This window comes from Escherichia sp. E3659 (genome assembly GCF_005781135.1).
GTDB lineage: Bacteria > Pseudomonadota > Gammaproteobacteria > Enterobacterales > Enterobacteriaceae > Escherichia.
Genome location: NZ_VATQ01000042.1, coordinates 95983 through 116929, shown reverse-complemented (window position 1 = coordinate 116929; position 20947 = coordinate 95983). Strand labels below are relative to the sequence as shown.

Annotated in this window: 17 protein-coding genes and 2 tRNA genes; 2 read left to right on the top strand and 17 right to left on the bottom strand. The window is 51.2% G+C overall.

The window, feature by feature from the left end:
- Positions 1 to 60 precede the first annotated feature (60 nt).
- The 11 genes from deaD to FEK47_RS22005 all read right to left on the bottom strand — a co-directional run bounded on the left by deaD (position 61) and on the right by FEK47_RS22005 (position 12389).
- Positions 61 to 1962, bottom strand: a complete 1902-nt coding sequence (gene deaD / locus FEK47_RS22055; RefSeq protein WP_130204606.1) for an ATP-dependent RNA helicase DeaD — start codon at positions 1960 to 1962, stop codon at positions 61 to 63.
- On the bottom strand, positions 1955 to 2035 hold the full coding sequence (yrbN, locus tag FEK47_RS22050) for a protein YrbN (protein ID WP_010723222.1): 81 nt from the start codon (positions 2033 to 2035) through the stop codon (positions 1955 to 1957). The genes deaD and yrbN overlap by 8 nt, the downstream gene beginning before the upstream one ends.
- Positions 2036 to 2141: 106 nt before the next feature.
- The gene (gene nlpI / locus FEK47_RS22045) at positions 2142 to 3026 is read right to left on the bottom strand and encodes a lipoprotein NlpI (RefSeq protein ID WP_000802080.1); all 885 of its coding nucleotides are present in this window, start codon (positions 3024 to 3026) and stop codon (positions 2142 to 2144) included.
- 108 nt (positions 3027 to 3134) lie between these two features.
- A complete protein-coding gene (gene pnp, locus FEK47_RS22040) occupies positions 3135 to 5270 on the bottom strand; it encodes a polyribonucleotide nucleotidyltransferase (protein WP_001298330.1) in 2136 nt (711 codons plus the stop codon).
- A gap of 244 nt (positions 5271 to 5514) precedes the next feature.
- Complete coding sequence (gene rpsO / locus FEK47_RS22035; RefSeq protein WP_000059470.1) at positions 5515 to 5784, bottom strand: 30S ribosomal protein S15; 270 nt, start codon at positions 5782 to 5784, stop codon at positions 5515 to 5517.
- A 148-nt stretch (positions 5785 to 5932) separates the two neighbouring features.
- Positions 5933 to 6877, bottom strand: a complete 945-nt coding sequence (gene truB / locus FEK47_RS22030; protein ID WP_000089698.1) for a tRNA pseudouridine(55) synthase TruB — start codon at positions 6875 to 6877, stop codon at positions 5933 to 5935.
- Positions 6877 to 7278, bottom strand: a complete 402-nt coding sequence (gene rbfA / locus FEK47_RS22025) for a 30S ribosome-binding factor RbfA (RefSeq protein WP_001040205.1) — start codon at positions 7276 to 7278, stop codon at positions 6877 to 6879. Before rbfA ends, truB begins: the two co-directional genes overlap by 1 nt.
- Before the next feature lie 163 nt (positions 7279 to 7441).
- Positions 7442 to 10114, bottom strand: a complete 2673-nt coding sequence (gene infB / locus FEK47_RS22020) for a translation initiation factor IF-2 (protein WP_135487188.1) — start codon at positions 10112 to 10114, stop codon at positions 7442 to 7444.
- 24 nt (positions 10115 to 10138) lie between these two features.
- Complete coding sequence (gene nusA, locus FEK47_RS22015; protein WP_130204598.1) at positions 10139 to 11626, bottom strand: transcription termination factor NusA; 1488 nt, start codon at positions 11624 to 11626, stop codon at positions 10139 to 10141.
- Between the two features lie 27 nt (positions 11627 to 11653).
- Positions 11654 to 12106, bottom strand: a complete 453-nt coding sequence (gene rimP / locus FEK47_RS22010) for a ribosome maturation factor RimP (RefSeq protein ID WP_001300397.1) — start codon at positions 12104 to 12106, stop codon at positions 11654 to 11656.
- Between the two features lie 206 nt (positions 12107 to 12312).
- A tRNA-Met gene (locus FEK47_RS22005) sits at positions 12313 to 12389 on the bottom strand.
- A gap of 347 nt (positions 12390 to 12736) precedes the next feature.
- Between FEK47_RS22005 and argG the strand changes: the two genes are divergently transcribed.
- Both argG and FEK47_RS21995 read left to right on the top strand, forming a co-directional pair.
- On the top strand, positions 12737 to 14080 hold the full coding sequence (argG, locus tag FEK47_RS22000; protein ID WP_130204596.1) for an argininosuccinate synthase: 1344 nt from the start codon (positions 12737 to 12739) through the stop codon (positions 14078 to 14080).
- Between the two features lie 183 nt (positions 14081 to 14263).
- Positions 14264 to 15217 carry a helix-turn-helix transcriptional regulator gene (locus FEK47_RS21995; RefSeq protein WP_135487187.1) on the top strand — a complete coding sequence of 318 codons (954 nt, stop codon included), beginning with the start codon at positions 14264 to 14266 and terminating at the stop codon, positions 15215 to 15217.
- A gap of 75 nt (positions 15218 to 15292) precedes the next feature.
- Here FEK47_RS21995 and FEK47_RS21990 read toward each other — a convergent pair.
- The 6 genes from FEK47_RS21990 to rlmE all read right to left on the bottom strand — a co-directional run bounded on the left by FEK47_RS21990 (position 15293) and on the right by rlmE (position 20885).
- Positions 15293 to 15379: transfer RNA gene (locus FEK47_RS21990), tRNA-Leu, on the bottom strand.
- Between the two features lie 14 nt (positions 15380 to 15393).
- Entirely contained in the window at positions 15394 to 15726 is a 333-nt protein-coding gene (gene secG / locus FEK47_RS21985) for a preprotein translocase subunit SecG (protein ID WP_001295556.1), read from the bottom strand.
- Between the two features lie 227 nt (positions 15727 to 15953).
- Positions 15954 to 17291 carry a phosphoglucosamine mutase gene (glmM, locus tag FEK47_RS21980; RefSeq protein WP_000071134.1) on the bottom strand — a complete coding sequence of 446 codons (1338 nt, stop codon included), beginning with the start codon at positions 17289 to 17291 and terminating at the stop codon, positions 15954 to 15956.
- A complete protein-coding gene (folP, locus tag FEK47_RS21975; RefSeq protein WP_130223786.1) occupies positions 17284 to 18132 on the bottom strand; it encodes a dihydropteroate synthase in 849 nt (282 codons plus the stop codon). The genes glmM and folP overlap by 8 nt, the downstream gene beginning before the upstream one ends.
- An 89-nt stretch (positions 18133 to 18221) precedes the next feature.
- Entirely contained in the window at positions 18222 to 20156 is a 1935-nt protein-coding gene (ftsH, locus tag FEK47_RS21970) for an ATP-dependent zinc metalloprotease FtsH (RefSeq protein WP_064529531.1), read from the bottom strand.
- Between the two features lie 99 nt (positions 20157 to 20255).
- The gene (rlmE, locus tag FEK47_RS21965) at positions 20256 to 20885 is read right to left on the bottom strand and encodes a 23S rRNA (uridine(2552)-2'-O)-methyltransferase RlmE (RefSeq protein ID WP_000145975.1); all 630 of its coding nucleotides are present in this window, start codon (positions 20883 to 20885) and stop codon (positions 20256 to 20258) included.
- Positions 20886 to 20947: the final 62 nt, after the last annotated feature.

Sequence of the window (20947 nt, the reverse complement as noted above, 5' to 3'; positions counted from 1 at the left end):
ATTGTTAAAATCGGGGCTGTATATATTATTTTACAGATTGTTTTCGCTGTTCAGCAATGATTACGCATCGCCACCGAAACGACGACGACCGGTAGAGTCATCACGACGCGGTGCGCGGCCTTCACGACGTTCACCGCTAAAACGACGACCATCACCACGACCACCTTCACGGCGTTCACCGCTGAAGTTACGACCGCCTTCACGACCACCTTCACGACGCTCGCCACTGAAACCACGACCACCGCCACGACGCTCACCACCAGTATGCGGCTGCGCATCGCCCAGTAACTGCATGTTCATCGGCTTGTTGAGAATGCGAGTGCGCGTAAAGTGTTGCAGCACTTCACCCGGCATACCTTTCGGCAGTTCGATGGTGGAGTGAGAAGCAAACAGCTTGATGTTACCGATGTAACGGCTGCTGATGTCGCCTTCGTTAGCAATCGCGCCAACGATATGACGAACTTCAACACCATCATCGCGGCCCACTTCAATGCGGTACAGTTGCATATCGCCAACATCACGACGTTCACGACGCGGACGATCTTCACGGTCGCCGCGCGGGCCACGGTCGTTACGATCGCGCGGACCACGGTCATCACGGTCACGGAATTCACGTTTCGGACGCATCGGCGCATCTGGCGGAACAATCAGAGTACGTTCACCCTGTGCCATTTTCAGCAGTGCGGCTGCCAGAGTTTCGAGATCCAGCTCTTCACCTTCTGCAGTCGGCTGAATTTTGCTCAGCAGTGCGCGGTATTGATCCAGATCGCTGCTTTCCAGCTGCTGCTGTACTTTAGCGGCGAATTTTTCCAGACGGCGTTTGCCCAGCAGTTCTGCGTTCGGCAGTTCTACTTCCGGAATAGTCAGCTTCATAGTACGTTCAATGTTGCGCAGCAGACGACGCTCACGGTTCTCAACGAACAGCAGCGCGCGGCCAGCACGCCCCGCACGGCCGGTACGACCGATACGGTGAACGTAAGACTCAGAATCCATCGGGATATCGTAGTTAACCACCAGGCTGATACGCTCAACGTCCAGGCCACGGGCAGCAACGTCGGTCGCAATCAGGATGTCCAGACGACCATCTTTCAGGCGTTCCAGTGTCTGCTCACGCAGCGCCTGGTTCATGTCACCGTTCAGCGCGGCGCTGTTGTAGCCGTTACGCTCAAGAGCTTCTGCCACTTCCAGAGTCGCGTTTTTGGTACGAACGAAGATAATCGCCGCATCAAAATCTTCCGCTTCCAGGAAACGTACCAGTGCTTCGTTTTTACGCATACCCCAGACAGTCCAGTAGCTCTGGCTGATGTCAGGACGGGTAGTCACGCTGGACTGAATGCGCACTTCCTGCGGCTCTTTCATAAAGCGGCGGGTAATGCGGCGAATCGCTTCCGGCATGGTTGCAGAGAACAGAGCGGTCTGATGACCTTCCGGGATCTGCGCCATAATAGTTTCAACGTCTTCGATGAAGCCCATGCGCAGCATTTCGTCAGCTTCATCCAGAACCAGACCGCTCAGTTTAGAGAGGTCCAGAGTGCCACGTTTCAGGTGGTCCAGCAGACGGCCCGGAGTACCGACAACGATCTGCGGCCCCTGACGCAGGGCGCGTAATTGCACGTCATAACGCTGGCCGCCGTACAGGGCAACCACGTTTACGCCGCGCATGTGTTTAGAGAAATCCGTCATTGCTTCAGCAACCTGTACCGCCAGTTCGCGGGTCGGTGCCAGCACCAGAATCTGTGGTGCTTTCAGCTCAGGATCAAGATTCTGCAGCAGAGGTAAAGAGAATGCTGCAGTTTTTCCGCTCCCCGTCTGGGCCATACCCAGAACGTCGCGGCCATTCAGCAGATGTGGAATACACTCTGCCTGAATTGGAGATGGTTTTTCGTAACCCAGATCGTTAAGGGCTTCAAGGATAGGAGCCTTCAGGCCCAGATCTGCAAAAGTGGTTTCGAATTCAGCCATGTAGTACGTGTGCCTCAAAATTAATGGCGGCCAGTCTACATAACTCATCATGAAATTGATCAGCAATTTTCATTGAAAAGTGTGAACCGGCTCAAAGTAGGTGTATTAACGAACAACAACGCCCTCACCCGTTAAGGTGATGGCAATCAAAAAAGATTACGGGCTGATGTGTACGTCAGCTATTGCTGGTCCGATTCTGCCAGGTCATCTTGGTCCTGGCCCAGGAGCGATAATTCCAACAATGCGTATCGGTGCTCAACAAAGTTATGAACGTTGTTGGCAACCGCCAGTTTGAACAGTGCCGTGGCGCTGTCCAAATCCCCCAGACTTAGGTAGTACTTACCTAAATAGAAGTTGGTTTCACTGAGATGCTCAGCGAGCGAGGTGTTATCCGTTGCGTCCGCCTTGAGCCTTTCCATTAACGTTTGTTCGCTAATGTTGCCCAGGTAGAACTCGACAATGTTCCATCCCCACTGTTCCTTGTCCGATTTTTCGAAGTGCTGTTTCAACACTTCTTTAGCCTGCTTCTCATCGAGCTTCTGCTCGGCGAGATAAAGCCACAGACTACGGAAAGGATCATTGGGATCGTCTTGATAAAACGCCAGCAGATCATCTTGCGCTAACTTGTCACGACCGCCGTAATATAATGCGATCCCGCGATTCAAGTGCGCGTAGTTGTAAGTTGGATCAAGCTCAAGTACAGAATCAAACGCTTCATAGGCAGCATCAAAATTGCCTGCCTGCGTTAAATATATGCCTAAGTAATTGAATACTTCAGGCATATCTGGTCGGATTGCCAGCGCTTGCGAAAAATCGTTACGCGCTAATGCCCTCAGACCGAGACTATCATACAACACTCCGCGCTCATATAAAAGCTGTGCGCGTTCGTCATCGGTTAAAGCCCGACTGGCAAGGATTTGTTCCATACGTGCCAGAATCACTTCCTGCTGTAAAGTCGGTTGCAATGGTACCGCGAGGACTTCACTTTTACGCCAGGAAGTATTACTGCATCCTGCAAGCGTAAGTGCTGTCGCAACGAAACACCAGCGCAAAAAAGGCTTCATTTCCCACTCCCGAAGACCACGGTTGAATGAACGTCCTGTTCCCGGTTGCTAACAAGGCGTCCTGCCCGGTTAAAAGCCCCCCGCCGCAGCGGAGGGCAAATGGCAACCTTACTCGCCCTGTTCAGCAGCCGGAGCTTCCGGTGCTGCAGCAGGTTGAGACTGCTCAGTCGCTTCTTTAATGCTCAGACGGATACGGCCCTGGCGATCAACTTCCAGAACTTTCACCGGTACTTCCTGACCCATCTGCAGGTAATCGGTCACTTTCTCAACGCGTTTGTCAGCGATTTGAGAGATGTGTACCAGACCTTCTTTACCGCCGCCGATGGCAACAAATGCGCCAAAGTCAACGATACGGGTCACTTTACCATTGTAGACGCGGCCCACTTCGATTTCTGCAGTGATCTCTTCGATACGACGAATAGCGTGTTTCGCTTTCTCGCCATCGGTCGCTGCGATCTTCACAGTACCGTCATCTTCGATTTCGATGGTGGTGCCAGTTTCTTCGGTCAGGGCACGGATAACAGAGCCGCCTTTACCGATAACGTCTTTGATCTTGTCCGGGTTGATCTTGATGGTATGGATACGCGGAGCGAACTCAGAGATATCGCCACGCGGCGCGTTGATCGCCTGTTCCATTACACCCAGGATATGCAGACGCGCACCTTTAGCCTGGTTCAGTGCAACCTGCATGATCTCTTTGGTGATACCTTCAATTTTGATATCCATCTGCAGTGCAGAGATACCGTCGCGGGAACCCGCAACTTTGAAGTCCATATCGCCCAGGTGATCTTCGTCACCCAAAATGTCAGACAGTACAACGTAGTTGTCGCCTTCTTTCACCAGACCCATTGCGATACCCGCAACAGCGGCTTTGATTGGCACACCTGCGTCCATCAGCGCCAGAGACGCGCCGCACACGGAAGCCATAGAAGAAGAACCGTTGGATTCGGTGATTTCAGACACAACACGTACGGTGTACGGGAATTTGTCCATATCCGGCATTACTGCCAGCACGCCGCGCTTCGCCAGACGACCGTGACCAATTTCACGACGCTTCGGAGAACCGACCATGCCGGTTTCGCCTACGGAGTACGGAGGGAAGTTGTAGTGGAACAGGAAGGTGTCAGTACGTTCGCCCATCAGCTCATCAAGAACTTGCGCGTCACGTGCAGTACCCAGCGTTGCGGTAACCAGAGCCTGCGTTTCACCACGGGTGAACAGCGCAGAACCGTGAGTACGCGGCAGCACGCCAGTACGCACGTCCAGACCACGGATCATATCTTTTTCACGACCGTCGATACGCGGTTCGCCTGCCAGTACGCGGCTACGAACAACGTTTTTCTCGATAGCGTGCAGAATTTCACCCAGTTCGTTTTCGTCCAGGGTTTCATCTTCAGCAAGCAGCGTAGCGATGGTTTCAGATTTGATGACATCAACCTGCGCATAACGCTCTTGTTTGTCGGTGATGCGGTAAGCATCGCTCAGACGAGCTTCAGCCAGTGCAGCAACGCGCGCGTTCAGCGCTTCGTTTACCGGCTCCGGCTGCCAGTCCCAACGCGGTTTGCCGGCTTCTTTCACCAGTTCATTGATGTTCTGAATAACAACCTGCTGTTGTTCATGACCGAACACTACTGCGCCCAGCATCTGGTCTTCGCTCAGCAGTTCAGCTTCAGATTCAACCATCAGTACAGCGGCTTCAGTACCCGCAACAACCAGATCCAGTTTGCTCTCTTTCAGCTCGTCCTGAGTCGGGTTCAGTACGTACTGGTCATTGATGTAACCTACGCGGGCAGCACCAATCGGACCATTGAACGGAATACCAGACAGAGACAGTGCTGCGGAAGCACCAATCATCGCGACGATATCCGGGTTAACCTGCGGGTTAACAGAAACCACGGTGGCGATAACCTGAACTTCGTTGACGAAGCCTTCCGGGAACAGCGGGCGAATCGGGCGGTCAATCAGACGCGCGATCAGGGTTTCGCCTTCGCTTGGGCGGCCTTCACGACGGAAGAAGCTACCCGGGATACGACCAGCAGCGTAGGTACGCTCCTGATAGTTAACGGTCAGAGGGAAGAAGTCCTGACCTGGTTTGGCTTTTTTCTGGCCGACAACGGTAACAAATACCGCGGTGTCATCCATGCTAACCATAACAGCGGCAGTGGCTTGACGCGCCATCATGCCGGTTTCCAGAGTCACGGTATGTTGGCCGTACTGGAATTTACGAACGATCGGATTAAGCAATGTAATACCCTTTTCTTTCTTAGACAGCACCTTACGGTACTGGTGTTAATACCCGATCTTCTGCGCATCCTCGCGACTAATGACAACCCTAACCCAGCCAAATGTGGGTAAAGCCTCTCATTAGCCGCGCGAACCTCTGCAACGGAAGATCATTCATAGCAACAATACATTAGTTTCCAGTGAATTGCTGCCGTCAGTTTGAAAAAAGGGGCCACTCAGGCCCCTTTTCTGAAACTCGCAAGAATTAGCGACGCAGACCCAGGCGCTCGATGAGCTGGGTGTAACGTGCTACGTCTTTACGTTTCAGGTAGTCGAGCAGTTTACGACGCTGAGAAACCATGCGCAGCAGACCACGACGGCTGTGGTGATCTTTTTTGTGCTCTGCAAAGTGACCCTGCAGGTGGTTGATCTGTGCAGTCAGCAGTGCTACCTGAACTTCGGTAGAACCGGTGTCGTTTTCACCACGACCAAACTCAGAAACGATTTTAGCTGTTGCTTCAGTACTTAGAGACATTTTAAAACTCCAAAGTATATAGAATGAAAGGACGCCGATCTCTAATTCAGCGATCCCAGTGTACGTTACGCAAAGTGTTAAACAATTTACGCGACGTTAAGCGGCAGTATTCTACTCGTAGCGACCTGTTATCGCAAGACGGTTAACATTACGCCGGATATTCAACCACCAGGCGACGAGGCGCAACGCGGCCTTCATCGTCAATTTCACCCATACCGATAAACTTGCCATTCTCACCTTCTGTAACACGAACCAGTCCTTCCAGCGGCGCACCAGATGTACGAACTGGGTTACCATTTTTGAAGTAAACAGAAGACGTTAACGGAAGATTCACCACCGGATAGTCCGAAGCTGGACTGTCCATTGGCATCAGTAATGGATCAAGTAACTCCGCAGCCGGAATATCCTGCTGTTCAGCTTGCTCAACAAGTTCACGCAGGTGCTCCAGGGTCACCATCCGTTCAACCGGATATTTGCTTACCGCCAGACGGCGCAGGTAAATAACATGCGCGCCACAGCCGAGTTTTTCACCCAGGTCGTCAATGATAGTGCGGATATAAGTACCTTTTGAGCAGTGAATTTCCAGCTCCAGCTCATTGCCTTCATGGCGAATAAACAGCAATTCATAAACGGTAATCGGACGCGCTTCACGCGGAACTTCAATGCCCTGACGCGCGTATTCGTACAGTTTTTTGCCCTGATATTTCAGTGCTGAATACATCGAAGGGATCTGTTCGATATCGCCACGGAAGGTATCCAGCGCCGCCGCCAGTTGCTCTGCACTAAAGGTTACCGGACGTTCTTCAACGATTTGTCCATCGGCATCGGAAGTATCGGTACGCTGTCCAAGACGCGCAATCACCCGATAGCGTTTGTCGGAGTCCAGCAGATACTGGGAAAACTTCGTCGCTTCCCCGAGGCAAATCGGCAACATGCCAGTTGCCAGCGGGTCCAGCGCGCCGGTGTGTCCGGCACGGTTGGCGTTATATATACGTTTCACTTTTTGCAGCGCATCGTTGCTGGACATACCCTGCGGTTTATCCAGCAACAAAACGCCGTTAATGTCGCGACCGCGACGACGAGGACGACTCATTAGTCCTCCTTGCTGTCGTCCGGGTTAACACGACGTTCTTCGTCATGTTTGACCACGCTGGTCACCAGGTTTGACATGCGCATCCCTTCAACCAGCGAGTTGTCGTAGAAGAAGGTCAGTTCCGGCACGATACGCAGGCGCATCGCTTTACCCAGCAGGCTGCGGATGAAACCAGAAGCTTCCTGCAACGCTTTGATGCCCGCTTTAACCGCGTCTTCATCTTTGTCGTTAAGGAACGTCACATATACTTTGGCATACGCCAGGTCACGAGACATTTCGACACCGGAAACGGTGGTCATCATGCCCAGACGAGGATCTTTAATTTCACGCTGCAGGATGAGAGCGATCTCTTTTTGCATTTCCTGCGCTACGCGCTGCGGGCGACCAAATTCTTTCGCCATAATAAATTCTCCTGACAAAAAAGGGGCTGTTAGCCCCTTTTTAAAATTAATTTCAGGTGGAAGGGCTGTTCACGTTGGCCTGATAAGACGCGCCAGCGTCGCATCAGGCAATCCATGCCAGATGCGGCGTAAACGCCTTATCCGGCATGGAACCCTAAAAACCTTAAGCGATGGTACGTTGGATCTCGATGATTTCGAATACTTCGATCACATCGCCAGTGCGGACGTCGTTGTAGTTCTTAACGCCGATACCACATTCCATACCGTTACGGACTTCGTTAACGTCATCTTTGAAGCGGCGCAGGGACTCCAGCTCACCTTCGTAGATAACCACGTTGTCGCGCAGGACGCGGATCGGGTTGTGACGTTTAACCACACCTTCGGTAACCATACAGCCTGCGATGGCACCAAATTTCGGCGATTTGAACACGTCACGAACTTCCGCCAGACCGATAATCTGCTGTTTCAGTTCCGGAGACAGCATACCGCTCATCGCCGCTTTCACTTCGTCGATCAGGTTATAGATGACGGAGTAGTAACGCAGATCCAGGCTTTCCGCTTCAATCACTTTACGTGCAGAGGCATCAGCACGTACGTTGAAGCCAACCAGGATGGCGTTGGACGCTGCCGCCAGGGTGGCGTCGGTTTCGGTGATACCACCTACACCAGAACCGATGATCTTCACTTTAACTTCGTCAGTAGACAGTTTCAGCAAGGAGTCGGAGATCGCTTCCACAGAACCCTGTACGTCTGCCTTCAGGACGATATTCACTTCGTGAACTTCGCCTTCGGTCATGTTGGCGAACATGTTCTCGAGTTTAGATTTCTGCTGACGAGCCAGTTTAACTTCGCGGAATTTGCCCTGACGGTACAGTGCAACTTCACGTGCTTTCTTCTCGTCACGTACAACGGTAACTTCATCACCTGCAGCCGGAACACCGGACAAGCCGAGGATTTCCACCGGAATGGACGGACCCGCTTCCAGCACTTCCTGACCCAGTTCGTTACGCATCGCACGAACACGACCGTATTCGAAGCCACACAGAACGATATCGCCCTTATGCAGAGTACCTTCGCGTACCAGTACAGTAGCAACCGGACCACGACCTTTATCGAGGAAGGATTCGATAACCGCACCGCTCGCCATCCCGTTACGTACAGCTTTCAGTTCAAGGACTTCAGCCTGCAGCAGGATAGCATCCAGCAGATCATCAATACCGGTACCCGCTTTTGCAGATACGTGTACGAACTGGCTTTCGCCGCCCCACTCTTCTGGCAGGATGCCGTACTGAGAGAGTTCGTTCTTAACGCGATCCGGATCGGCTTCTGGTTTATCGATTTTGTTCACAGCAACCACCACCGGAACACCCGCCGCTTTCGCGTGCTGGATAGCTTCGATGGTCTGCGGCATTACGCCGTCGTCTGCAGCAACAACCAGGACTACGATGTCCGTTGCCTGCGCACCACGTGCACGCATTGAAGTAAACGCGGCGTGCCCCGGGGTGTCCAGGAAGGTGATCATGCCGTTTTCAGTTTCAACGTGGTATGCACCAATGTGCTGGGTAATGCCGCCCGCTTCGCCAGAGGCCACTTTCGTTGAACGAATGTAGTCCAGCAGAGAGGTTTTACCGTGGTCAACGTGACCCATGATGGTCACAACCGGTGCGCGCGGTTCAGCCGCAGCGCCCGTGTCACGGTCGCTCATTACCGCTTCTTCCAGCTCGTTTTCACGACGCAGGATAACTTTGTGGCCCATCTCTTCGGCTACCAGCTGTGCGGTTTCCTGGTCGATAACCTGGTTGATGGTTGCCATTGCGCCCAGTTTCATCATCGCTTTGATGACCTGAGAGCCTTTAACCGCCATCTTGTTAGCCAGTTCGCCAACGGTGATGGTTTCGCCGATCACAACGTCACGGTTAACGGCCTGAGCTGGCTTCTGGAAGCCCTGCTGCAGCGAAGAACCTTTACGTTTTCCGCCTTTACCGCCACGTACCGCTGCGCGCGCTTCTTCGCGATCAGCTTTTGATTCAGCGTGTTTGTTGCCTTTCTTCGGACGCGCTGCTTTCGCGTTACGACCACGGCCACGGCCGCCTTCGACTTCACGATCGCTTTCGTCTTCTGCCTGACGGGCATGTTGAGAGGTAGTAACGTGATAATCGCTGGAATCTTCAGTTGGTTCCGCGTTATCAGTCCATTTATTTTCTTCCGCCATACGACGTGCTTCTTCAGCAACGCGACGTGCTTCTTCTTCGAGTTTACGACGCGCTTCTTCTTCAGCTTTACGCTTGAGCTCTGCAGCTTCCTGCTCACGGCGGGCTTTTTCAGCCTGGGCGGTTTTAGTCATATCGTCTTGTTGATTGCTCACTTTGTCTTTTTCCGCAGCTTCACGTTTCGCTTGTTCAGCGGCTTCACGTTTAGCTTGTTCTGCGGCCTCACGTTCAGCTTTTTGTTGCGCCTCGCGTTTGGCCGATTCTTCTGCCTCACGACGGGCTTGCTCTTCCGCTTCACGCTGCGCTTGCTCTTCCGCCGCAAGGCGCTCGGCCTCTTGCGGGTCACGTTTCACAAAGGTGCGTTTCTTGCGGACTTCGATTTGTACCGATTTGCTTTTTCCACCGGTACCAGGAATGTTAAGGGTGCTGCGTGTTTTACGCTGCAGCGTTAATTTGTCCGGACCTGAATTTTTCTGGTTCAGGTGGTCAATTAAAGCCTGTTTCTCTTGTGCGGACACAGAGTCGTCAGCAGACTTCCGGATACCTGCATCAGCAAACTGCTGTACCAGGCGTTCCACGGAGGTCTGTCGCTCTGCGGCCAGCGTTTTAATCGTTACATCTGTCATGCTGTTCCTTCCTGCTACAGTTTATTACGCTTCGTCACCGAACCAGCAAATATTACGGGCAGCCATAATCAGTGCTCCGGCTTTTTCGTCGGTCAACCCTTCGATATCAGCCAGATCATCAATGCCCTGTTCGGCGAGATCTTCCAGCGTACAAACGCCACGGGCGGCCAGTTTGAATGCCAAATCACGATCTATCCCTTCAAGGTTCAGCAGATCGTCAGCCGGTTTGTTATCACCGAGGCTTTCTTCCTGGGCCTGTGCAATGGTGGCCAGTGCATTTTTAGCACGCTCACGCAGTGCTTCAACGGTCGGCTCATCAAGGCCTTCGATTTCCAACAGCTCTTTCATCGGCACATAGGCCAGTTCTTCCAGCGTCGAGAAACCTTCTTCTACCAGGACAGTCGCGAAGTCTTCGTCAATGTCGAGATAACGGGTGAAGGTGTCAATCGCTGCATGCGCTTCCGCCTGATGCTTAGCCTGCAGGTCGTCAACGGTCATCACGTTGAGTTCCCAACCGCTGAGCTGCGAAGCCAGACGCACGTTCTGACCGTTACGGCCAATCGCCTGCGCCAGGTTACCGGCTTCAACGGCGATATCCATGGTGTGTTTATCTTCATCCACCACGATAGAAGCAACGTCTGCCGGTGCCATCGCATTAATCACGAACTGCGCTGGGTTATCATCCCACAGGACGATATCGATACGCTCGCCGCCCAGTTCAGTAGAAACCGCCTGAACACGCGCGCCACGCATACCTACGCAAGCACCTACCGGATCGATACGTTTATCGTTGGTTTTCACCGCGATTTTCGCACGAGAACCCGGGTCGCGAGCCGCTGCTTTAATTTCAATCACTTCTTCGCCGATTTCTGGCACTTCAATGCGGAACAGTTCGATCAGCATTTCCGGCTTGGAACGGGTAACGAACAGTTGCGCGCCACGCGCTTCCGGGCGAACGGAATAAAGCACGCCACGAACGCGGTCGCCAGGGCGGAAGTTTTCACGCGGCAGCATATCTTCGCGCAGGATCACGGCTTCAGCGTTGTTGCCCAGATCCAGAGAGATGTTGTCGCGGTTTACTTTTTTCACCACGCCGGTGATGATTTCACCTTCGTGTTCACGGAACTGATCAACCACCATCGCACGTTCGGCTTCACGCACTTTCTGCACGATAACCTGTTTTGCCGTCTGGGTGGTGATACGGTCAAAGGTAACAGACTCAATCTGATCTTCAACGTAATCGCCCAGGTTCAGGCTTTCATCTTCATAACGTGCGGCTTCAAGGGTGATTTCCTTGGTCGGCTGGGTGACTTCATCAACAACTAACCAGCGACGGAAGGTGTCAAAATCACCGCTTTTGCGATCGATCTGTACGCGGACGTCGATCTCTTGTTCATATTTTTTCTTTGTTGCTGTCGCCAGCGCGCTTTCCAATGCTTCGAAAATCTTCTCGCGAGGTAGCGCCTTTTCATTGGATACGGCTTCAACTACAGCCAAAATTTCTTTGTTCATCGCGGGCTTTTCACCTCATCCAGACTATTAAAAGTGGGGAACCAGGTTCGCCTTCTGGATATTACTCAGCGCGAACACTTCATCTTTACCTTCGACGGTAACTGTGATCATTTCACCGTCTACCGCTTTGATAACGCCCTGCCATTTACGACGGTTTTGTACCGCCATACGGAGAACCAGAGTCACCTCTTCTCCGACAAAACGGGCGTAGTGTTCAGCCGTGAACAGTGGGCGATCGAGACCCGGTGAGGAGACTTCCAGGTTATAAGCAACGGTGATGGGATCTTCAACATCCAGCACAGCACTTACCTGGTGGCTCACATCAGCACAATCATCAACATTGATGCCATCTTCACTATCAATATAGATGCGCAGTGTGGATGTGCGACCGCGAATAAACTCGATGCCAACCAGCTCAAAACCCAGGGCCTCAACTGGCGCAGTAATCATCTCTGTTAATTTTTGCTCTAATGTGGACAAGCCCACCCCCAAGACATAAAAAAAGGGCCTAAAGCCCAGTTATTCTGTAGTCAGATAACAAAAAACCCCGATAAATCGGGGCTTTATATAACTGAACCCTATAACCGCAACTGCGGTCTGGAGCACTTTCCAGAAGGATTTTTTCAAATCCCACTACGAAGGCCGAAGTCTTCACAGTATATTTGAAAAAGAACTCTAAGGGAAAGTGGTTGCGGGGGCCGGATTTGAACCGACGACCTTCGGGTTATGAGCCCGACGAGCTACCAGGCTGCTCCACCCCGCGCCTGAAACGTGGCAAATTCTACTCGTTTTGGGTAAAAAATGCAAATACTGCTGGGATTTGGTGTACCGAGACGGGACGTAAAATCTGCAGGCATTATAGTGATCCACGCCACATTTTGTCAACATTTATTGCTAATCACGTGAATGAATATCCAGTTCACTTTCATTTGTTGAATACTTTTGCCTTCTCCTGCTCTCCCTTAAGCGCATTATTTTACAAAAAACACACTAAACTCTTCCTGTCTCCGATAAAAGATGATTAAATGAAAACTCATTTATTTTGCATAAAAATTCAGTTAGAGCGCAAATCCAGGCTCATCATCAGTTAATTAAGCAGGGTGTTATTTTATGACGACGATTCTCAAGCATCTCCCGGTAGGTCAACGTATTGGTATCGCTTTTTCTGGCGGTCTGGACACCAGTGCCGCACTGCTGTGGATGCGAAAAAAGGGAGCGGTTCCTTATGCATATACTGCAAACCTGGGCCAGCCAGACGAAGAGGATTACGATGCGATCCCTCGTCGTGCCATGGAATACGGCGCGGAGAACGCTCGTCTGATCGACTGCCGCAAACAACTGGTGGCCGAAGGTATTGCCGCTATTCAGTGTGGTGCATTTCATAACACCACCGGCGGCCTGACCTATTTCAACACGACGCCGCTGGGCCGCGCCGTGACCGGCACCATGCTGGTTGCTGCCATGAAAGAAGATGGCGTGAATATCTGGGGTGACGGCAGCACCTATAAAGGAAACGATATCGAACGTTTCTATCGTTACGGTCTGCTGACCAATGCTGAACTGCAGATTTACAAACCGTGGCTTGATACTGACTTTATTGATGAACTGGGCGGCCGTCATGAGATGTCTGAATTTATGATTGCCTGCGGTTTCGACTACAAAATGTCTGTCGAAAAAGCCTACTCCACAGACTCCAACATGCTTGGTGCAACGCACGAAGCGAAGGATCTGGAATACCTCAACTCCAGCGTCAAAATCGTCAACCCGATTATGGGCGTGAAGTTCTGGGATGAGAGCGTGAAGATCCCGGCAGAAGAAGTCACAGTACGCTTTGAGCAAGGTCATCCAGTGGCGCTGAACGGTAAAACCTTTAGCGACGACGTAGAAATGATGCTGGAAGCTAACCGCATCGGCGGTCGTCACGGCCTGGGCATGAGCGACCAGATTGAAAACCGTATCATCGAAGCGAAAAGCCGGGGTATTTACGAAGCTCCGGGGATGGCACTGCTGCACATTGCGTATGAACGTCTGCTGACCGGTATTCACAACGAAGACACCATTGAGCAGTATCACGCGCATGGTCGTCAGTTGGGCCGTCTGCTGTACCAGGGACGTTGGTTTGATTCCCAGGCGCTGATGCTGCGTGACTCTCTGCAACGCTGGGTTGCCAGCCAGATCACTGGTGAAGTGACGCTGGAACTGCGCCGCGGGAACGACTACTCGATCCTCAATACCGTCTCTGACAACCTGACCTATAAAGCAGAGCGTTTGACCATGGAGAAAGGCGACTCTATGTTTACGGCTGAAGATCGTATTGGTCAACTGACCATGCGTAACCTGGATATTACCGATACCCGCGAGAAGCTGTTCGGTTATGCCAAAACTGGACTACTCTCCTCCTCTGCCTCTTCGGGCGTGCCGCAGGTGGAGAATCTGGAAAATAAAGTTAAGTAATATCATAGCTTTCGTGCTAAAGGCCGCAAATGCGGCCTTTTTTTACGGCTAAGAGAATGTGACTGCGTTCAGTGGCCACCGTGTCCGAATTCGGAATTAAAGTAAAATTTAAATGAAATAAAGTAAATTTCAGCGCATTCTATTTTTACTTTATGTTTTTATGCTTAGTAAAAGGAATGACCAATGAATGGTGAATATTTTGTACGCCTCGCATTACATACCCTGAAATGCACTCAAAAAGATTTAGCAAGCCACTTAGGTGTTTCCTCAACACAAATTAGCAAGTGGAAAAAAGGGGAACACATGTCTGCTGATATGGAAAAAAAGTTCAGAAATATTACCCAAATAGGAGATTATTCTCCTCAACTAGTTGAATGGACGGGCTCAGTCGAGAATGCTGAGAAATGGGATCGGCTTATCCATTTTCTTGCTCAACGAGCTATGGAGGATGCTGAAACGGGTTATATAACACGACCTCTTACTGACGAAGATGGCTTTTTGGTTGAAGAAACAATTGATGTATTAAAGCGAATAGGTTTTCCTACACCTCTTTCCTTTCCTGAAGGACTTAATATTGACGACGATAATGCTGATGAAGAAGAGGCTTTTTGGGAGATCTTAGAGAGCAATGCTCATTGTTCTGTAATTAATGATATTTATCATGCTCTGAATGATGTTTATGGTTTCTACATAGCATATGTTGATGAGTTGATTCAGGACGACGATTTAGATGTCTATTCAAGCGAAGCCATCAATATTCAGAGTTCATTGCTATCACTTGCTGCATGCAAAATTGAAATTGATACTCCTGTTGCGTCAAACATTAAAGAATTTCGTTATAGAGTTCAAAAAGACTACGAAAATTGGTTGAATCAACTCAAGATGATGGCATTCAGGGCGGGAATCCCGTTAAGAGCCGAACTTCTGGAAATGGTTTATAACACTGCTGACCAACTTAGCGTTGCAGCAGAAGCCGAAAGTTTCGATTTCAATAAATCTCGCATTCATCCAGATATATACATGAACGAGATCCTCACTGGCATGAGAATAATTCACCAAGTGCTTCCGTTAATAATGCAAAAGTTAGAAATTACAGATTTCAAATTAGATGAAACAGATTTACGCTTGGGTAAATAGTTATCAAATTCAGAATATTTAGCCTGGCTTATAAAACGAAAAAAGACGCTTTTCAGCGTCTTTCTTTCGGAATATTGGTACTGAGGATGGGACTCGAACCCACAAGCCCGTTAGGGCACTACCACCTCAAGGTAGCGTGTCTACCAATTCCACCACCTCAGCACAGATACTACTTTTTAGTTCGGGATATCGCTGGTCGGCTTAGCCGGAGCAGCTGGCTGAGTTTGTTCGGTTTTCGCCGGCGCACTCAGGTTTTCCCATTCGCTACCTTTATTGGTTTTGTTGCTGTTGATGTTACCCAGCACCAGACTGATGATGAAGAATAACGTTGCCAGCAGCGCCGTCATGCGGGTCATGAAGTTACCAGAACCACTTGAACCAAACAGCGTAGCGGAAGCGCCTGCTCCGAAGGAGGCTCCCATATCAGCGCCTTTACCTTGCTGCAGCATGATCAGACCTACAAGGCCAATTGCTACAATAAGGAAAACTACTAAAAGAGCTTCGTACATAATCAACCTGTTCCTTGCGGAGTTGCCGCGTACCAATGCTTCAACCAATAAAGCGGGAGTTTTTAATCTTTCCCACTGAAGCGGGTGTGAATACTAACCAAAGCGAATGACCTTCGCAAGGGCAATTTTATCGCATTGTATCAACTGCGGAAAAAAACAGCAAAACCGATGTGCTTAAGAAGAACAAAGGCGACAAGCGCCGCCTTTTTAGCCAGTTAGCTATCGAATCAAACTGCTTTTACCGCGTCAGCGATGCGATGCGCAAATTCGGTTACCTGCGCTTCGTCTTCACCTTCTACCATCACGCGAATTAACGGCTCGGTGCCAGATTTACGCAGCAACACGCGTCCACGGTTACCCAGCGCAGCTTCAACCTCTGCGGTCACGGCTTTAACTGACTCATGCTCAAGCGGATCGCCGCTACCTGCGGTGTAACGCACATTAACCAGAATCTGCGGGAACATTTTCATGCCACTGCAAAGGTCGTGCAGGCTCATATGGTTACGCGCCATCGCCGCCAGCACCTGCAAACCAGCAACGATGCCGTCACCGGTAGTGGTTTTATCCAGCAGGATCACATGACCGGAGTTCTCGGCACCGATGCGCCAGCCTTTCTCCTGCATTTTTTCCAGTACGTAGCGGTCGCCCACTTTCGCACGAGCAAATGGAATACCTAACTGTTTCAGCGCCAGTTCCAGCCCCATATTGCTCATCAATGTACCCACAGCGCCACCACGCAGCTGGCCCTGACGAAGACCTTCACGCGCGATGATATACATGATCTGATCGCCATCGACTTTATTGCCTTCATGGTCAACCATAATCACGCGGTCGCCGTCACCGTCAAAGGCGATACCGAGATCCGCTTTTTCAGCCAGCACACGCGCCTGTAACGCACGAACATCAGTTGCGCCCACTTCGGCATTGATGTTTACGCCGTTCGGCTCACAACCGATAGCGATAACATTCGCCCCCAGTTCACGCAGCACGTTCGGCGCGATGTGATAAGTCGCGCCGTTGGCGCAATCCACCACAATCTTCAGTTCACTGAGGCTAAGTTCGTTCGGGAACGTGGCTTTACAAAATTCGATATAGCGACCCGCAGCGTCAACGATACGGCTGGCTTTACCCAGTTCTGCCGAATCAACGCAGCTAATCTCTTTTTCCATTTCAGCTTCAATGGCTTCTTCAACTGCATCCGGCAGCTTGGTGCCGTCAATAGAAAAGAATTTGATCCCGTTATCATAAAATGGGTTATGTGATGCAGAAATTACAATCCCAGCTTCTGCGCGGAAGGTACGCGTCAGATAAGCCACGGCCGGTGTTGGCATCGGGCCAGTGAAGAGTGCGGAAAGACCGGCAGCCGCCAGACCCGCCTCCAGCGCCGACTCCAGCATATAGCCAGAAATACGCGTGTCTTTACCAATAATGATCTTACGGGAGCCGTGGCGCGCCAGCACTTTACCCGCAGCCCACCCCAGCTTAAGCACAAAATCAGGCGTGATCGGCGCATCCCCAACACGACCACGAATCCCATCGGTACCGAAATATTTACGATTACTCATAGCGTTTGTTTTCCTTTGCAGACAGAGTGGCTTCCACCACTCGCATCGCTTCTACGGTTTCTTTGACGTCATGAACACGAATAATGTGCGCGCCTTGCATTGCGGCAATGACCGCACAGGCCAGACTACCGCTCAGGCGCTCGGACGGCCCCACGTTCAACAGCTGTCCAATCATCGATTTTCGTGACATACCCACCAACAGCGGCAGGTTGAAATGATGAAATTCAGCCAGACGCGCCAGTAATGAATAGTTATGGGAGAGATTTTTACCGAAACCGAATCCGGGGTCGAGCAACAATTTCTCTTTTGCGATACCCGCCTGTTCGCAGCGTGCTATTTGCTCAACAAAGTAGCGATTTACCTCGGCAAAGACATCGTCATACTTTGGTGCTTCCTGCATGGTCTTTGGGTTTCCCTGCATATGCATCAGGCAAACTGGCAAACCAGTTTCAGCGGCAGCTTCCAGGGCGCCGGGTTCGGAAAGGGAGCGGATATCATTAATGATGTGAGCGCCTGCTTTCGCTGACTCACGGATGACTTCTGGTTTGGATGTATCTACCGAGATCCAGACTTCGAAGCGTTGAGCAATTGCCTCAACCACAGGAATAACACGTTGCAACTCTTCTTCAACGCTCACTTCCGCAGCCCCTGGACGTGTGGACTCGCCGCCAACGTCAATGATCGTTGCGCCAGCATTGATCATCAGATTCGCATGTTTCACCGCATCAATCAGCGAATTATGCGTGCCGCCATCGGAGAAAGAATCAGGCGTGACGTTGAGGATCCCCATTACGTGAGGATGGCTAAGGTCCAGTGAAGTGCCCTGGGCAAAGAGTTTCATGGTGTTATCCCTGGTATGAATTGATAAGAAAAAACCCCGGAGCACGCCCCGGGGTTTTCGGTACAAATACAGTCATCTGATGCGGGAACTTACTTGTCGCCTAACTGCTCTGACATGGTGTTACCCGGGTTCGGCGTACGCGGTTCATCAACCGGACGAGGAGCCTTTGGACTACCATTGTCGCCAGAATTATTAGAAGCGCCTGGTTCTTCCCAGCCCGCTGGCGGGCGTACATCGCGACGTGCCATCAGGTCGTCAATCTGCGGTGCATCGATGGTTTCATATTTCATGAGCGCATCTTTCATCGCATGCAGAATATCCAGGTTGTCGTTCAACAACTGACGCGCACGATTGTAGTTACGCTCAATCAGTAACTTCACTTCCTGGTCGATGATACGCGCAGTTTCATCGGACATATGTTTCGCTTTCGCCACGCTACGACCGAGGAACACTTCACCTTCTTCTTCCGCGTACAGCAGAGGACCAAGTTTTTCGGAGAAGCCCCACTGAGTCACCATGTTACGTGCCAGGTTGGTCGCAACTTTAATATCGTTGGACGCCCCGGTAGAAACATGTTCCGGCCCGTAGATGATCTCTTCTGCCAGACGACCACCGTACAGCGTAGAAATCTGGCTTTCCAGTTTCTGACGGCTGGCGCTGATTGCGTCGCCTTCAGGCAGGAAGAAGGTCACACCCAACGCACGTCCGCGCGGGATAATCGTCACTTTGTGCACCGGATCGTGTTCCGGCACCAGGCGACCGATAATCGCATGGCCTGCTTCGTGGTATGCCGTCGATTCTTTCTGCGCTTCCGTCATCACCATGGAGCGACGTTCCGCACCCATCATGATTTTGTCTTTCGCTTTCTCGAACTCAACCATCGACACAACGCGTTTATTGCCACGAGCAGCGAACAGTGCCGCTTCGTTCACCAGGTTCGCCAGGTCAGCACCGGAGAAACCAGGAGTACCACGGGCAATGATTGCCGCATCGATATCGGGTGCCAATGGTACGCGACGCATGTGAACTTTCAGGATCTGCTCACGACCGCGAACATCTGGCAGACCAACCACAACCTGACGGTCGAAACGGCCAGGACGCAGCAGTGCCGGGTCCAGAACGTCCGGACGGTTAGTCGCGGCGATAACGATGATACCTTCGTTACCTTCGAAGCCATCCATCTCAACCAGCATCTGGTTCAGAGTCTGTTCACGTTCATCGTGACCACCGCCCAGACCTGCGCCACGTTGGCGGCCGACGGCGTCGATTTCATCGATAAAGATGATACACGGTGCCGCTTTCTTCGCCTGTTCGAACATGTCACGAACACGGGATGCACCCACACCGACGAACATTTCTACGAAGTCAGAACCGGAGATAGTAAAGAACGGAACTTTCGCTTCGCCTGCAATCGCTTTCGCCAGCAGCGTTTTACCGGTACCCGGAGGACCGACCATCAGGACGCCTTTCGGGATCTTACCGCCGAGTTTCTGGAAGCGGCTTGGCTCGCGCAGATACTCAACCAGTTCAGCAACTTCTTCTTTTGCTTCGTCGCAGCCCGCAACATCAGCAAAGGTCGTTTTGATCTGATCTTCCGTCAGCATGCGCGCTTTGCTCTTACCGAACGACATGGCACCTTTGCCACCGCCGCCCTGCATTTGACGCATGAAGAAGATCCAGACACCAATCAGCAACAGCATCGGGAACCAGGAGATGAAGATAGAAGCCAGCAGGCTTGGCTCTTCAGGCGGTTCACCGACAACCTTGACGTTCTTGGTCAGCAGGTTATCCAGTAACTTCGGATCCTGAACCGGAATGTAAGTGGTATAACGGTTACTATCTTTCTTGGTAACGTTGATTTCACGTCCGTTGATACGCGCTTCACGAACCTGGTCGTTATTGACCTCTTGTAGGAAGGTAGAGTAATCCACCTTACGTCCATTAGACTCGCTGGGCCCAAAGCTCTGGAATACTGACATCAGCACAACGGCAATGACCAGCCAGAGTATTAGGTTTTTCGCCATGTCACTCAAGGGATTAACCTCTTATTACAACTGTGTTAAAAACAGCGTCAGGATACTCTATATCCAGCATCTTTCAAACTTTCGTCTGAAATCTCCCGGTTAGGGTTTACGCCCGGTCGCTACAATATACACTTCCCGCGAACGTGCACGAGAAGAGTCCGGCTTACGAACTTTGACCTTCGTAAACAGGGAGCGAATTTCCCTTAGATACTCATCGAAACCTTCGCCCTGGAACACCTTCACTACAAAACTGCCACCTGGCGCTAATACATCACGACACATTTCTAGCGCCAGTTCCACCAGATACATGGCACGGGGGATATCCACCGCCGGTGTTCCGCTCATGTTTGGTGCCATATCGGACATGACAACCTGGACTTTGCTGTCGCCTACGCGCTCCAGCAGTGCTTTCATCACCAGTTCATCACGAAAATCGCCCTGAAGAAAGTCCACACCAACGATAGGATCCATAGGTAAAAGATCGCAAGCGATGATACGGCCTTTGCCGCCAATTTGGGTGACCACATATTGTGACCAACCACCTGGCGCAGCACCAAGGTCGACAACCGTCATTCCCGGTTTAAAGAGTTTGTCACTTTGCTGTATTTCATCAAGTTTAAACCAGGCACGGGAACGTAACCCCTTTTTCTGTGCCTGTTGAACATATTTATCGCTAAAGTGTTCCTGAAGCCAGCGACTGGAGCTGGCAGAACGCTTCTTACCTGTCATTTAACTTTCCCATTGGGATAACTCATCGTAACCAATTGCGTAAATTTTTACGCGCCTATTTG

Coding starts and splice junctions, on each gene's coding strand:
- yrbN (WP_010723222.1), bottom strand. CDS start 2,035: ATGAAAATTGCTGATCAATTTCATGATGAGTTATGTAGACTGGCCGCC.
- folP (WP_130223786.1), bottom strand. CDS start 18,132: ATGAAACTCTTTGCCCAGGGCACTTCACTGGACCTTAGCCATCCTCAC.
- nusA (WP_130204598.1), bottom strand. CDS start 11,626: ATGAACAAAGAAATTTTGGCTGTAGTTGAAGCCGTATCCAATGAAAAG.
- rpsO (WP_000059470.1), bottom strand. CDS start 5,784: ATGTCTCTAAGTACTGAAGCAACAGCTAAAATCGTTTCTGAGTTTGGT.
- deaD (WP_130204606.1), bottom strand. CDS start 1,962: ATGGCTGAATTCGAAACCACTTTTGCAGATCTGGGCCTGAAGGCTCCT.
- infB (WP_135487188.1), bottom strand. CDS start 10,114: ATGACAGATGTAACGATTAAAACGCTGGCCGCAGAGCGACAGACCTCC.
- secG (WP_001295556.1), bottom strand. CDS start 15,726: ATGTACGAAGCTCTTTTAGTAGTTTTCCTTATTGTAGCAATTGGCCTT.
- FEK47_RS21995 (WP_135487187.1), top strand. CDS start 14,264: ATGAATGGTGAATATTTTGTACGCCTCGCATTACATACCCTGAAATGC.
- glmM (WP_000071134.1), bottom strand. CDS start 17,291: ATGAGTAATCGTAAATATTTCGGTACCGATGGGATTCGTGGTCGTGTT.
- rlmE (WP_000145975.1), bottom strand. CDS start 20,885: ATGACAGGTAAGAAGCGTTCTGCCAGCTCCAGTCGCTGGCTTCAGGAA.
- nlpI (WP_000802080.1), bottom strand. CDS start 3,026: ATGAAGCCTTTTTTGCGCTGGTGTTTCGTTGCGACAGCACTTACGCTT.
- argG (WP_130204596.1), top strand. CDS start 12,737: ATGACGACGATTCTCAAGCATCTCCCGGTAGGTCAACGTATTGGTATC.
- rbfA (WP_001040205.1), bottom strand. CDS start 7,278: ATGGCGAAAGAATTTGGTCGCCCGCAGCGCGTAGCGCAGGAAATGCAA.
- ftsH (WP_064529531.1), bottom strand. CDS start 20,156: ATGGCGAAAAACCTAATACTCTGGCTGGTCATTGCCGTTGTGCTGATG.
- truB (WP_000089698.1), bottom strand. CDS start 6,877: ATGAGTCGTCCTCGTCGTCGCGGTCGCGACATTAACGGCGTTTTGTTG.